The sequence below is a fragment of the Lysobacter sp. M15 genome, from assembly GCF_022662515.1.
GTDB lineage: Bacteria > Pseudomonadota > Gammaproteobacteria > Xanthomonadales > Xanthomonadaceae > JAKPBU01.
In genome coordinates, this window is record NZ_JAKPBV010000006.1 from 34705 (window position 1) to 47616 (window position 12912).

General features: G+C 68.1%; 12 protein-coding genes. 1 reads left to right on the forward strand and 11 read right to left on the reverse strand.

What is annotated here, in order from left to right:
• Nucleotides 1-11: 11 nt before the first annotated feature.
• The 3 genes from MC380_RS05395 to MC380_RS05405 are packed head-to-tail and all read right to left on the reverse strand — an operon-like array spanning nucleotide 12 to nucleotide 3078.
• On the reverse strand, nucleotides 12-1001 hold the full coding sequence (locus MC380_RS05395; RefSeq protein WP_242163461.1) for a hypothetical protein: 990 nt from the start codon (nucleotides 999-1001) through the stop codon (nucleotides 12-14).
• Between the two features lie 42 nt (nucleotides 1002-1043).
• Nucleotides 1044-2870: an alpha-amylase family glycosyl hydrolase gene (locus MC380_RS05400; RefSeq protein WP_242163463.1), complete on the reverse strand. Its 1827-nt coding sequence runs from the start codon at nucleotides 2868-2870 to the stop codon at nucleotides 1044-1046.
• Nucleotides 2871-2910: 40 nt separating this feature from the next.
• Complete coding sequence (locus tag MC380_RS05405) at nucleotides 2911-3078, reverse strand: DUF2798 domain-containing protein (protein WP_242163465.1); 168 nt, start codon at nucleotides 3076-3078, stop codon at nucleotides 2911-2913.
• A 201-nt stretch (nucleotides 3079-3279) separates the two neighbouring features.
• Here MC380_RS05405 and MC380_RS05410 point away from each other — a divergent pair, with 201 nt between their 5' ends.
• Complete coding sequence (locus MC380_RS05410) at nucleotides 3280-4095, forward strand: endonuclease/exonuclease/phosphatase family protein (protein WP_242163693.1); 816 nt, start codon at nucleotides 3280-3282, stop codon at nucleotides 4093-4095.
• A gap of 24 nt (nucleotides 4096-4119) precedes the next feature.
• Here the strand turns inward: MC380_RS05410 and MC380_RS05415 are convergent, their stop codons facing one another.
• From MC380_RS05415 to MC380_RS05450, 8 genes are all read right to left on the reverse strand, one after another.
• Nucleotides 4120-5358, reverse strand: a complete 1239-nt coding sequence (locus MC380_RS05415) for a cation:proton antiporter (RefSeq protein WP_242163467.1) — start codon at nucleotides 5356-5358, stop codon at nucleotides 4120-4122.
• A 95-nt stretch (nucleotides 5359-5453) separates the two neighbouring features.
• On the reverse strand, nucleotides 5454-5891 hold the full coding sequence (trxC, locus tag MC380_RS05420) for a thioredoxin TrxC (RefSeq protein WP_242163469.1): 438 nt from the start codon (nucleotides 5889-5891) through the stop codon (nucleotides 5454-5456).
• Nucleotides 5888-6367: an OsmC family protein gene (locus MC380_RS05425; protein WP_242102596.1), complete on the reverse strand. Its 480-nt coding sequence runs from the start codon at nucleotides 6365-6367 to the stop codon at nucleotides 5888-5890. Before MC380_RS05425 ends, trxC begins: the two co-directional genes overlap by 4 nt.
• Nucleotides 6368-6387: 20 nt before the next feature.
• Nucleotides 6388-9627, reverse strand: coding sequence for an efflux RND transporter permease subunit (locus tag MC380_RS05430; RefSeq protein WP_242163470.1), 3240 nt, complete (start codon nucleotides 9625-9627; stop codon nucleotides 6388-6390).
• Nucleotides 9620-10678, reverse strand: coding sequence for an efflux RND transporter periplasmic adaptor subunit (locus MC380_RS05435; RefSeq protein WP_242163472.1), 1059 nt, complete (start codon nucleotides 10676-10678; stop codon nucleotides 9620-9622). Before MC380_RS05435 ends, MC380_RS05430 begins: the two co-directional genes overlap by 8 nt.
• Nucleotides 10679-10728: 50 nt before the next feature.
• Complete coding sequence (locus MC380_RS05440) at nucleotides 10729-10944, reverse strand: DUF2892 domain-containing protein (protein ID WP_242163474.1); 216 nt, start codon at nucleotides 10942-10944, stop codon at nucleotides 10729-10731.
• Between the two features lie 38 nt (nucleotides 10945-10982).
• Entirely contained in the window at nucleotides 10983-11534 is a 552-nt protein-coding gene (locus MC380_RS05445; RefSeq protein ID WP_242163476.1) for a cytochrome b, read from the reverse strand.
• Nucleotides 11535-11567: 33 nt separating this feature from the next.
• On the reverse strand, nucleotides 11568-12857 hold the full coding sequence (locus tag MC380_RS05450) for an FAD/NAD(P)-binding oxidoreductase (protein WP_242163477.1): 1290 nt from the start codon (nucleotides 12855-12857) through the stop codon (nucleotides 11568-11570).
• Between the last annotated feature and the right edge of the window lie 55 nt (nucleotides 12858-12912).

Genomic DNA, 12912 nt, shown 5'->3' on the forward strand with positions numbered 1-12912 from the left:
CGCGATTGAACTCAGTGACGACGCTGCAGGAGCGTCGTAGTCTTCTGGTCCTTGCCCCCGAACCGCTTGACCTCGACCTGTTCCATGCGCTCGATCACGCCGGTCGCCTTGTCGACCAGATAGCTCACGGTGGTCGTGAACTTCGCGTCGGCGCGCGCCTGCTCCAGCGCCTGCTGCAGCTTCTCCTGCGCGCCCGCGTCCTGCCCGAACGCCTGAGGCGCGAGCATCTGTTCGGCTGCCTGTGCGGCCAGCGCCGAGGCCGCCTGTGCGTCCGGCTCGACTTCCCAGGTCAGTGCATGGAACCGGGGATCGTCCGCCGTGGTGAGATGAAGGCGGTTGCGCATCGGGATCGGCTCGCCACCCAGCGGATTGGTGCCGCTGTCCTCGTACTCGTACTCGGCATCCAGCTCCAGCCCACCGCCTGAGACGAAGTTGTAGGCTGCGGGGATGTCGGCCAGCTGCTGTTCCAGCACCGGCCTGGCAGTGAGCATGTCGATCATGCGGTCCACGGCCGCTTTCGCGGCGGCGTCGGGCTTGCCCGTCGCGGTGAGGTTCTCGACCATTTCGCGCATCGCCTCGCGGTAGCGCGGGTGGATCTCATCCAGATTGGCGATGCCGGCGAACGCGCCTTCCTTGTCGAGCTGCACGTCGATCGCCAGGTCGCGCATGGCTTCGATCGTGGCCCTGAGCGTCGCCGCCAGACTCTCCGGAAGATCGCCCGTCTCGATCCTGGGATCGGTACTGGTCCAGCGCTGCACGAAGCCGGCCTCGTCGGCCCGCACGATCTCGAGCACGATCCGATCGCTGCCGGTGATCGCGACCTGCTTGCCGTCGCGGCTCTCGACTGCGCGGTAACTCTGGTCGTACTCGATCCTCGTGCCCTGTTTCCACGGCAATGGCCATTCGATCGTCTCGGCCGTCGCGTCCGCACCGTCGTCCTGTTGCGCAATGGCCACCAGCGGCCAGGCCAGCGCAAGCACGGCCAGCACTTCCTTCAGCATGAGACCCCCTGTCGCCCTCGGGCGCGTTCCTCGCCGCCAGTATCAGGGTTTGGCCCGGCACACGCTATACGACAGCGGCGGCAACTCGACGCGGACGCTGCCCGGCGCCGATGAGGTGGGAGTGCAGCTGCCGGCCGCGGATTCCCATCGCTGCGAGCCTGCATCGACCAGCACCTGCGCGGACACCGGTTTGTCGCCGGTGTTGACCGCCACCAGCGTTTCGGCGCCATCGAGCAGGCGCGAAAAGGCGAACAGCCCCGGCGCGTCGCCGGCGTAGCGCACGCGCATCTCGCCGCGGCGCAGCGAGGGGTCGTCGCGACGCAGGCCGGCGAGCCGCGCGATCGTCCGGAACAGCGGGCCGTCGCTGGCGAAATTCTCCACCGCCGTGGTCTGCATGCTGCCCACCAGGGCGTCGTCGTTGTATGAGGCCACCTGGCTGGCGAACATGTCCTGGCGCGCGTCCTGGTCGCCGCCGTCGCCGGCGAATCCCTGCTCGTCGCCGTAATAGATCACCGGCACGCCGCGGGCCAGGAACAGCAGCGCATGCGCCAGTTCGACCCGCTTGAGCACCTCGTCTGCGCCAATGCCGGGACGCGCCTTGCGCACGAAATGGGCGAAGCGTCCCATGTCGTGATTACCGAGGAAGGTGGGCAGCTGCAGCGCCGCCGGCGGGCCGCCTTCGTAATCGGCATCGAGGAAGAACAGCCGTTCGAGCCGGTCCGTGCCGGCCTTGCCGGCGATCGCATCGGCCACCGCCGACTGGAATGCGAAGTCCAGCACCGTGGGATAGCGATCGACGCGGGTGAAGCGCGCCAGCACGCCCGGGTCCGGGTCGTAGACCTCGCCGAAGATGTGGAAATTCGGGATGCCGCGCGCCTTCGCCCGCGCCAGCATCGCCGGCACAAAGGCCTGCCAGAACTCGGGGTTCACGTGCCTGGCCGTGTCGATGCGGAACCCGTCGACGCCGAAATCATCGATCCACTGCCCAAAGATGTCGATGAAGCCCTGGACCACCCGCGGATGCTCGGTCAGCAGGTCGTCGAGTCCGGAGAAATCGCCATAGGTGACGCTTTCGCCCTTCCAGGTGGAATCACCGCGGTTGTGGTAGTAGCGCAGGTCGTTGAGCCAGGCGGGCGTCTTGGAATCCTGCTCGCCATCGGGCACGTAGGCCTGGTAGGCATAGTCGACATCACGCAGCCGCGCGAAGTTTGCCGCGTCCTGGTGCGCCGCATCGTCCCCGAGGAAACCATCGTTGATCGGCGCGCCGTCGATACCGCCACGCCGGGTGTAGGGATAGTCGGCCAGCGCGCGATAGGGGCACGGGTCGGCATCGCAGTCGCGGTACTTGATCACGTCCGCGGTGTGGTTGGTGATGATGTCCAGGTAGATCTTCATGCCGCGCGCGTGCAGCGCGTCGACCAGCGCCTTGAATTCCTCGCGCGTGCCGAAATGCGGATCGACCTGGGTGAAATCGGTGATCCAGTACCCGTGGTAGCCAGAAGATTCGCGTCCCGGCCTCCCCTGCACCGGCTTGTTCTTGTAGATCGGACCCAGCCAGATCGCGGTGGCCCCAAGCGCCTGGATGTAATCGAGTCTGGACAGCAATCCGGCCAGGTCGCCACCGTGGTAGAAGCCCTTGTGGGTTGGGTCGAAGCCGTGCTGCAGACGCCCGCCCGCGACGCCGCCGCGATCGTTGTCCGGTGACCCGTTCGCGAAGCGGTCCGGCAGCACGAAGTACACGACTTCGTCCTGCGGCAGGCGTTCGCGATAGGAAGCGCCGGCCTCCTGCGCCGATGCGCCCGGCGCGTACCCGGCTGCAAGCAGGCCTGCGACGGCGAGTGCGGATCCGATGCGGGCGATGGCTGACATGCGGGGCCTCCGGTTGGGTCGGCCCGCGAGCATAAGCCGGCTAGCGCGCCAAGCGACGCGCCAGGCGCCAGGCCAGCGGCCGGAATACGTATGCAGCCACGATCGCGGCCGGCCCGGCGATGATCCAGGCCAGCAGCCAGCGCGCCGGATAGCCCCGGTCCACGCCTGTGTTGATCGCCGTCACCACGGCGGCGACGAAGGCCGACATGAATACCGCGAGGCAGGCCGGCAGCAAGCGCCGGGCGCGCCTGGACGCGGGGTCGGATCCGGGGTCTGAGGCGGGAAGCTCGGGCACGAGGGCAGTCTCGCACGACGTCGTCACAGTGTCGCAGTGCAGCCGCTATCCTCGCCCCACGCCATCGGAGTGCCCCGGACCATGACGCTTCCACGCCGCATGCTTGCGCTGTTCATGCTGATGCTCTTGTCCGCCTGCGCATCGGCCCCACCCACCAGGACCGATGCGCCGACGCTGCGGGTGATGAGCTTCAACGTGCGCCTGCCGGTGGAGTCCGACGGACCCAACCGCTGGGAAGCGCGCCGCGCCCTGGCGGCGAAAACGATCCGCGACGCGGACCCGGATGTGATCGGCACCCAGGAGCTGCACAAGCCGCAGGGCGATTACCTGGTCTCGCAACTGCCGGACTATGCCTGGTTCGGAACCAGCCGGCGCGGCGACCACAGCGACGAACACATGGGCGTGTTCTATCGCCGCGACCGCCTGCGCGTGCTGGAGTCGGGCGATTTCTGGCTGTCGGATACGCCCGAAGTGGCCGGGAGCATCAGTTGGGGACATCCCCTGCCACGCATGGTCACCTGGGCGCTGTTCCAGCGCATCGCCGACGGCCGCCGCTTCTACCTGTTCAACACCCACCTGCCCTACCGCGAAGAAGACGAAGACGCGCGCACGCGCGGCGCACGCCTGCTCGTGTCGCGCATCGCCGCGCTGCCGTCCGACGTGCCGGTGGTGGTGACCGGCGACTTCAACGCGACTCCGGGCAGCCCGACCCATGCCGCGGCGACATCGGCCCTGCGCGATGCCTGGACCGTCGCGGCGCGGCGTTCAGGCCCGGAGGGCACTTTCCACGGCTTCACCGGCCAGCCCGACCAGCGCATCGACTGGGTGCTGGTGCGCGGCTTCGAGGTGCTGTCCGCCACCACGCTCGACACCAACGAGGCTGGCCGCTATCCGTCCGATCATTTCCCGCTGCTGGTCGAACTGCGCTGAAGGCGGTCGCGGGCTCGCGGCTGTCTAGGGCGCATCCGCCGCACGCGCGATACCGATGCGACTCGCCTTGTCCAGCAGCGCGCGTCGCAGCTTCGGCGCCACGACCGGCACCGTGAGCATGGTGCTGGCCACCGCCATCAGCAGCAGCGCGGTGAACATCTCGCTGGTGATGAGCTGCTTGTCGAGCAGGATGTTGGCGAAGATGATCTCGATCAGGGCCTTGGTCTGCAGCAGCCAGCCGATGATCGAGGCTTCGCCACGCGGCCACTTCAGGATCCGTCCCGCCAGGTGCACACCGGTCAGCTTGCCGCTCACCGATGCCAGCAGCAGTACGCCGGCGACCAGGAACACCACGCTCCCGCCCAGCGTCCACGACGTGCGCAGCCCGGTGCTGAGGAAGAACACCGGCATCAGCACCAGCAGCACGTGGTGGCGCAGCTTGTCCATCGCTTCCTGGTCGAACCATTCCGCGTCCATCACCACGCCGGCCAGGAAAGCGCCGACCATGAAGTGCAGGCCCGACCAGTCCGCGCCGAACGCGCAGGCTGCCAGCCACACCAGCGCCACGTACCAGCGATCGCGCTCGGGCAGGCGCCGCATCAGCGCGCGGAAGCCGATGCAGGCCACGGCGAACGAAAGCAGGAACGCGCCCTGGCGACCGATCCGTTCCCAGTCCATCAGCACCAGCGCGAGCACGCCCCAGATCGCGACATCGTCGAGGCTGGCGTAGCGCAGGATCCGCTGGCCGATCGGCTGGCGCAGCAGGCCAAGCTTTTCCATCAGCAGGATCAGGATCGGCAGCGCGGTGACCGCGCAGGCCATGCCCACGCCCACCACGAACTGCCACGACTGCGCCCGTACACCCATCCACCCTGGGAAGAACGACAGGGCCGTCGCCGCGGCGCAGCCGAACAGCAGCGGCACTCCCAGTGCGAGCCCGGCGGTGATCCCGCTTTCGCGCCGGCTGCTCCAGGCCTTGCGCACGTCCAGCTCGATGCCCGCGATCATCACGAACAGCATCACCGCCCACCAGGCGACACCATTGAGTGCGGTGATCACGTCCTTGGTGAAGACCGTGGCGTAGTACTCGGGGAACGCATGTCCCAATACACCCGGCCCGAGCAGCACGCCGGCCACGATCTGCACGACGACCAGGGGCGCGAAATACTCGGTGCGGGCCACCCGCCATACCAGGTAGGGCACCGAAAAGATGATCGCCATCGCGACAAGGAACAGTTCGGTCGTGGTTACAGAGTGCTGCATGGCTGAATCACCGGTCGGCGCCCGGGCGGGCCGGGCCGATTATCGCAGCCGGTCGCTCCCCTGCGGTTGGGCGAACTGGACCCGCAGTGCGCGCCTCAGGACAGCTGCGAACGCGCCCAGCGCACGATGCCGGCCGCGCCGCTGGCACCGGCCCGGCGCGCCACCTCACGCCCCTGCCGGAACAGGATGAGGGTGGGCATGCTGCGCACGTCGAAGCGTGCGCCCAGCGCGGGCTCCGCCTCGGTATTGACCTTGGCCAGGCGCACCCGCGGCTCCAGCTGCGCGGCGGCGGCCTCGAACTGCGGCGCCATCATCCGGCACGGCCCGCACCATGGCGCCCAGAAGTCGACCAGCACCGGCAGCTCCCCGCGCATGACGTGAGTCTCGAACGAGGCCGCATCCAGCGCCACCGGCTGGGCATCGAACAGCGCGCGCTTGCAGCGTCCGCACACCGGCGCTTCGGACAGCCGCGCCAGCGGCACCCGGTTGGGCGCGTGGCAGTGCGGGCACACGACAAGGATCGTGTCGCTCATGATCCGGCTTCGAAGCTCTTGTTGCCGAGCAGCACCCGGCCGTGCGCGTCCTTCACCGTCACTTCGACATCGATGCCTTCGCGTACGCTCTGGGTCACGATGCAGAACTGCTCGAATTGCTCGAGGATCCGGTCCAGGTGTTCGTGAGCTTCGCCGCCCTCGGCCAGACGGATCTCGGCGAAGGCCTTGGGAATGCGCCAGCGTCCTTCGGCGTTGCGCATCGGCGTGGCGGTGATCTCGGCGCGCACCGGGCCCGGCGTGTTCTTGTATTTGCGCAGCGCGAACAGCAAGCTGGCCGAGAGACAATTGGCGACGGCGGCCAGCAGCAGCCGCGAGGGATTGGGACCGCGGTCCTGACCCAACGGGGCGGCTTCGTCGCCGAGCAGGGGCGCGATCCCTGCCTTGTCGAACCGGATGCGGAAGGCGTAATCGTCCTCCTGTTCCAGGGTGACGCGGATCGCTTCATCTACGCTCATCGTGTTCTCCGGTAGCAAGATCAGGCCACGGCGCGGCGCGCCTGCGCCGCCAGCAGCACGTAGTACAGCAGCGGGATCACGACCAGCGTGAGCACGGTGCTGACCAGGATGCCGAAGATCAACGCCACCGCAAGGCCGTTGAAGATCGGATCGTCGAGGATGAAGAACGCCCCCAGCATCGCCGCGAATCCGGTCAGCACGATCGGCTTGGCGCGCACCGCGCAGGCTTCCACGACCGCGTCCGCCGCGCTGCGGCCGGCGGCGACGGACTGGTTGATGAAGTCCACCAGCAGGATCGAGTTGCGCACGATGATGCCGGCCAGCGCGATCATGCCGATCATCGAGGTGGCGGTGAACTGCGCGCCGAGCAGCGCGTGGCCCGGCATCACGCCGATCACGGTCAGCGGGATCGGCGCCATGATCACCAGCGGCACCAGATAGCTGCGGAACTGCGCGACCACGAGCAGGTAGATCAGGACCATGCCAGCCGCGTAGGCGATGCCCATGTCGCGGAAGGTCTCGTAGGTGATCTGCCACTCGCCGTCCCATTTCACGGCGAAATCGCTGGTGTCCTGCGGCTGCGCGATGAAGGTCTGGGCGATCTGCTGTCCGCCCACCCTGGCATCGCGCAGCTGCCCGACCAGATCGAACATGCCGTACAGCGGGCTGTCCAGCCGCCCGGCCTCGTCGGCGGTGACATAGACCACGGGCAGCAGATCCTTGTGATGGATCGCGCCGTCCCACGGCGCACGCTGCACGCTCACCAGTTCCGACAGCGGCACCAGTTGCCCTTCCCCACCGCGTACCCGCAGCGCCAGCAGGCGCTCGATGCCGGCCTGCTCCGACGCGGGCAGGCGCAGGCGCACGGCGCGCGGGTACTTGGAGCTGCCATCGTGCACGTAGGTCGCGTCCAGCCCCGACACCGCGGCGGCCAGGGCATCGGCGATCGAGGCCTGCGGCACGCCCAGGCGCGCGGCGCGTTCGCGGTCCACGGTCAGCACTTCGCGCGGCGCATCGCTCTCCACGCTGGTGTCGACGTCGACGATGCCCTCGGTCTTGCGGAAGCGCTTTTCCAGCTCCAGCGCCAGAGTGCGGCTGCGCGCGTAGTCCGGGCCGTAGAGTTCGGCCACCACGGGCGAGAGCACCGGCGGCCCGGGCGGCACCTCCACCACCTTCACCGACGCGCCGTGGCGCACGCCGACTTCTGCCAGTTTCGGGCGCAGCGCGCGCGCGAGTTCGTGGCTCTGACGGTCGCGCTCGTGCTTGTCGACCAGGTTGATCTGCAGGTCGCCGACGTTGCTGCCGCTGCGCAGGAAGTACTGCCGCACCAGGCCGTTGAAGTTCATCGGCGCCGCGGTGCCGGCATAGCCCTGGTAATCGAGCACCTCGGGCACCGTGTCGACCACGGCGGCCAGGTCGACGAGCAGCGCATTGGTGTCTTCCAGCGCGCTGCCCTCGGGCAGGTCCACGACCACCTGGATCTCGGACTTGTTGTCGAACGGCAGCATCTTCAGCACCACCCACTGCAGCACCGTCAACGACGCAGCCAGCACCACCAGTGCGGCCATGCCGGCGAACAGCAGCTTGCGGCGGCGGCGGCCCGCGTCCGGGTCCAGGAACGGTCGCATGATGGCGCCGAACAGGCGGTGCAGGCGCGTTTCCCCGCCTTGGGAGTCCGCGGTTTTGTGTGCCTCCTGCTCCGCTGTCGCCACATGCCGCGACAGCAGTTTCAGCGACAGCCACGGCGTCACCACCAGCGCCACCGCCAGCGAGATCAGCATGCCCACCGAGGCGTTGATGGGGATCGGGCGCATGTACGGCCCCATGAGGCCCGAGACGAAGGCCATCGGCATCAATGCCGCGATCACGGTGAAGGTGGCCAGGATGGTCGGCCCGCCCACTTCGTCCACCGCCGGCGGAATCGCCTCGCGCAGGGTCTTGCCGCCCTGCGCCATGTGCCGGTGGATGTTCTCCACCACCACGATCGCGTCGTCGACCAGGATGCCGATCGAGAAGATCAGCGCGAACAGCGAAACGCGGTTGAGGGTGAACCCCATCGCCCACGAGGCGAACAGGGTGATCGCCAGGGTAAGCACGACCGCGCTGCCGACCACGATCGCCTCGCGCCAGCCGAGTGCGAACAGCACCAGCAGCACCACCGAAGCGGTGGCGAACGCCAGCTTCTGGATCAGCTTCTGCGCCTTGTCGGTGGCGGTGAGCCCGTAGTCCCGGGTGACGGTGACATGCACGCCCTCGGGAATCAGCTCGCCGCGCAGCTGGTCCAGGCGCGTCGCGATCGCGCCGGTGATGTCGGCGGCGTTGCTGCCTGGCTTCTTGGCCACCGCGATCGTCACCGCAGGCGCCAGCCCGGAAGCCGGGCCCTCGCGCCCGGCGGGCGCGCCGTGCCAGGCGTAGCGCAGGGCGACGTCGCCGCCGGCGCGCACGTCCGCGACGTCCGCCAGGTGCAGGGGGCGGCCGCCATCGAGGCCGATCACCAGCTCGGCGACCTCGTCCGCGCTGGCCAGGAACCGGCCCGCCGTCACCGGCACCGGGCCCTGCGCACCGATGCGCTCGCCGACCTGGCGCACCGCATTGGCCGCCTGCAGGGCCTGGGTCAGATCGGATACCGCCAGGCCGTATGCGGCCAACCTGGAGGGATCCAGCGTGACCGATACGACCCGATCCGGCGCACCGATGGTGTAGACGTCGCGGGTGCCGGGGATGCGCTTGAGTTCGGTCTCCAGCGTGTGCGCGACCTCGGCCAGCTCGGCGGCGCCGCGCTGCGGGTCGTCCGTCCACACGGTCAGGGCCATCACGGGCACGTCGTCGATGCCCTTGGGCTTGATCAGCGGCTGCCCGACGCCGACACCGGCCGGCATCCAGTCTTGGTTGGAATAGACCTGGTTGTACAGGCGCACGATCGCCGGCTGGCGCTCCACGCCCACGGTGTACTCCACCGTCAGCACCGCCATGCCCGGACGGCTGATCGAATAGATGTGCTTGATGCCCTCGATTTCCGACAGCTTCTGTTCCAGCGGCGTGCTGACCAGCTGCTCGACGTCGCGCGCGCTGGCCCCGGCGAAGGGGACGAACACGTTGGCCATGGTCACGTCGATCTGCGGCTCTTCCTCGCGCGGCGTGATCAGCACCGCGACCAGGCCCAGCATCAGGCCCATGATCGCCAGGATCGGGGTCAGCGGATTGGACTGGAATGCGGCGGCGATTCGCCCGGACAGTCCCATCCGGGTACTGTCAGCCATGTCCGACTCCGGCGACCGCCTTGCGCTGCACGGCGAGCGCCTGCCCGGCCGCGACCGGATCGAGCGCGATCTTCTCGCCCGCCTTGATCCCGGCGACGATCTCGAACTCGTCGCCAATCCGTCGTCCGAGCCGCACCTGACGCAGGACCAGGCGATTGCCCGTGGCCAGCACGTAGACGGCGCTCAGCTCGCCACGCTGCACGACTGCGGCGGCAGGCAGGCGCACCAGGCCGGTGTCGCCTGCAATCGGAAACACGACCTTGGCTGTGACGCCCGGCTGCGGCGCATCCGCGGTATCGGGGAGCATCACCCGCACGGCCACGCTATGGGTGGAAGGGTCCGCGGCCGGATATACGATCACCTGCGCGGCATCCAGGATGCGTCCGTCGCCCAGCACGATGCGCGCGCGATTCGCGGCGCGGATGCCGGCCACATCGGACTGCGGCACCTGCACCTGGATGCGCAACGCGCCGGGCGCGTACACGGACAGCAGGTCCTGGCCTGGCGCCACGCTCTCGCCCGGCTCCACCTCGCGCGCGCTGACGATTCCGGCATAGGGCGCACGCACCACGGTGTAGTCGGCCTGCTGGCCGGCCTGCGCGAGCTGCGCACGCGCCGCATCGCGCGCGGCGTTCGCGCTGTCCCGGCTTGCGCGCGCCTGGTCGATCTGGGCGCGGGAAACATATCGGTCCGCAGCCAATGCGGCGAAGCGCCGGTAGTTGGCTTCGGCCTCGACCGCCGCAGCCTCCGCGGCGCGCAATTGCGCCCGGGCGGTGTTCGCTCCGGCCTGCTGCTCGACCGCGCTCAGGCGCAGCAGCACCTGACCGGCCACGACCCGGTCGTTGACGTCGACGTCGACCGCAACGACCCGCCCGCTGGTCTGCGCAGTCAGCACCGCCTGCTGCACGGCCTCGACTACGCCGTCCCAGCTGCGACCGTGCGTGTCGTCCGCAACCCGCGCCACAACCGTCTGCAACGCAGGCAAAGGCGGCAATCCCGCTTGCGGCGGCTCGCTGCCGCAAGCGGTCAGGGCCAGCAGCAGGGCTGCCACGAGAAAACTCCTGCGGATCGGCATGGCGGCGCTTCGCTCTCTGGCTTCGATCAGCGGAAGCCGCAGCCCGGGGCTATGCCCTTGCCGACGCCAAGCTTGCGCAGCAGCATCGCGGCGGGACAGAAGCCGGTGATGCTCGATTGCAGCAGATTCAGGCCGACAAAGGCGGTCAACAGCCACCACCACGGCGAAACCAGCTGGCTCAACGCGACGCTGATGAGGATCATCACGCCCGCGAAGGCCATGACGGCACGGTCCAGACTCATTTCAGTTCTCCTTGCAGAAGGGTTGGCGAAGCCGTTGATCAGCGCCGACGCTGCGGCAGCATCCGCAGCAGCGTGTTGTCGCGCCGGAAGTAGTGGTGGAACAGCGCCGCCGCCGCGTGCAGGCCGACGAGGTAGTAGCCGACGGTGCCGATGGTTTCGTGGAGTTCTTCGACCGAATCGGCGAGCGCGGGGTCAATTCCGACCAGCGCCGGCAGCTCGAGGCCGAAGAACGGCACCGGCTCGCCTTCGGCGCTCAGCAGCAGCCAGCCGAGCAGCGGCATGGCGAGCATGAACACGTACAGCGCCAGATGCATCGCGACCGCCACGCGGTGCTGCCAGACGCCGATCGCGGGCCGGATTTGCGGCGCTGCTCCCGCCATCCGCAGGGCCAGCCGCAGCCACACCAGCACGAACACTGCCAGCCCGAGCATGAAGTGCCACTGCTTCAACGCCTCGCGCGGATCGCTGCCCTTGGGATAGAACTCGCGCAGCTCGATGCACGCATACACCGCCACCAGCAGCGCGAGCATCAGCCAGTGCATCGCGATCGACAGCGAGCCGTAGCGATCGGTGGTGTTTTTCCATTGCATGGCTGCGCATTTCCAGGTCGTCGCGAACCGGGCTTATTTGCCGTGTCCGTTGGTCTTCAGGCGCTCGATGCCCAGCGCCTTCATCACGTATTTCTCGTAGATCGGCTCCGAGGTGCCGTGCCGCATCTTGTAGAGGAAGTACTTCTCGAAGCTGATCTTGGCCACGTGCACCCACTTGCCGACCTTGGTCCAGGTCACGTTGCGCGGCGGGATCTGCGGCAGCGCCACGAACGCCACACCGGTATCGCCCATGTCGGCCAGGCACACGGCGTTCCAGGTGCCCTCGAAGTCCGCAGGCTTGTCCTGGAGTTCGGCCTGGATGTTGCGCACGATGGTGGTGACCATCGACTCGATCATGAAGCCGGTCTTGGGCGCGCCCGTGGGGATCGGCGTGGCCTCCACCGGCGGGATCGCCACGCACACGCCCGCGGCGAAGATGTTTGGGTAGCGCGGGCTGCGCTGATGCTTGTCGATGACCACGAACCCGCGCGGATTGCATAGCCCTTCGACCTGGGCCACCGCATCCACGCCCTTGAACGCAGGCAGCAGCATTGAGAACTTGAACGGCAGCGTCCGCTCGCCGGTCGGCTGCCCTTGCCCGTCGTGTTCGACCACGATCGCCTCGCCTGGACGCACCTCCTTGACCTTCGCGTTGGTGATCCACTGGATATGCCGCTGGCGCATTTCCGATTCCATCAGCCCCTTGGAATCGCCCACCCCGCCCAGTCCCATGTGGCCGATATAGGGCTCGCTGGTGACGAAGGTCATCGGTACCTTGTCGCGCAGCTTGCGCTTGCGCAGGTCCGCATCGACGATCATCGCGAACTCGTATGCCGGCCCGAAGCAGCTCGCACCTTGTACCGCGCCGATCACGATCGGCCCGGGGTCCTTGAGGAAAACCTGATAGGCGTCCCACGCCTCCTGTGCATGCGGCGTGGTGCAGACCGACTGCGTATGCCCCGATGCGGGCCCGGTGCCGGGCACTTCCTCGAAGGCCAGGCGCGGACCGGTACAGATCAGCAGGTAGTCGTAGTCGAAGACCCGGCCGTCGGAGGTTTCGACCCTGTTGCCCATTGCGTCGATGCGCGTGGCGCGATGCGGCACGAAGTCGATGCCTTTCTTCGCCAGGTACTCGCCAACCGCGAACGTGAAGTCGTCGGCCTGGCGCCAACCCACCGCCAGCCACGGATTGGAGGGCGTAAAACTGAACCGCTCGCCGTCGCCGATCACCGTAATCGGATGCGACTTTCCCAGCCGGTCGCGCAGCTCGTAGGCAGCGCTCATGCCGGCCAGGCCGGCTCCCAGAACGACGATATTGGCCATGGCGGACCTCCGGTAATGGCTCATGTTTGTCGGAGCCAGCCAGGGCCGTATTGAC

Excerpts from the sequence above, each read along its gene's own strand:
- MC380_RS05445 (WP_242163476.1), bottom strand. The coding sequence starts at position 11,534 with ATGCAATGGAAAAACACCACCGATCGCTACGGCTCGCTGTCGATCGCG.
- MC380_RS05430 (WP_242163470.1), bottom strand. The coding sequence starts at position 9,627 with ATGGCTGACAGTACCCGGATGGGACTGTCCGGGCGAATCGCCGCCGCA.
- MC380_RS05395 (WP_242163461.1), bottom strand. The coding sequence starts at position 1,001 with ATGCTGAAGGAAGTGCTGGCCGTGCTTGCGCTGGCCTGGCCGCTGGTG.
- MC380_RS05415 (WP_242163467.1), bottom strand. The coding sequence starts at position 5,358 with ATGCAGCACTCTGTAACCACGACCGAACTGTTCCTTGTCGCGATGGCG.
- MC380_RS05450 (WP_242163477.1), bottom strand. The coding sequence starts at position 12,857 with ATGGCCAATATCGTCGTTCTGGGAGCCGGCCTGGCCGGCATGAGCGCT.
- MC380_RS05400 (WP_242163463.1), bottom strand. The coding sequence starts at position 2,870 with ATGTCAGCCATCGCCCGCATCGGATCCGCACTCGCCGTCGCAGGCCTG.
- MC380_RS05425 (WP_242102596.1), bottom strand. The coding sequence starts at position 6,367 with ATGAGCGTAGATGAAGCGATCCGCGTCACCCTGGAACAGGAGGACGAT.
- MC380_RS05410 (WP_242163693.1), top strand. The coding sequence starts at position 3,280 with ATGCTGATGCTCTTGTCCGCCTGCGCATCGGCCCCACCCACCAGGACC.
- trxC (WP_242163469.1), bottom strand. The coding sequence starts at position 5,891 with ATGAGCGACACGATCCTTGTCGTGTGCCCGCACTGCCACGCGCCCAAC.
- MC380_RS05405 (WP_242163465.1), bottom strand. The coding sequence starts at position 3,078 with ATGTCGGCCTTCGTCGCCGCCGTGGTGACGGCGATCAACACAGGCGTG.
- MC380_RS05440 (WP_242163474.1), bottom strand. The coding sequence starts at position 10,944 with ATGAGTCTGGACCGTGCCGTCATGGCCTTCGCGGGCGTGATGATCCTC.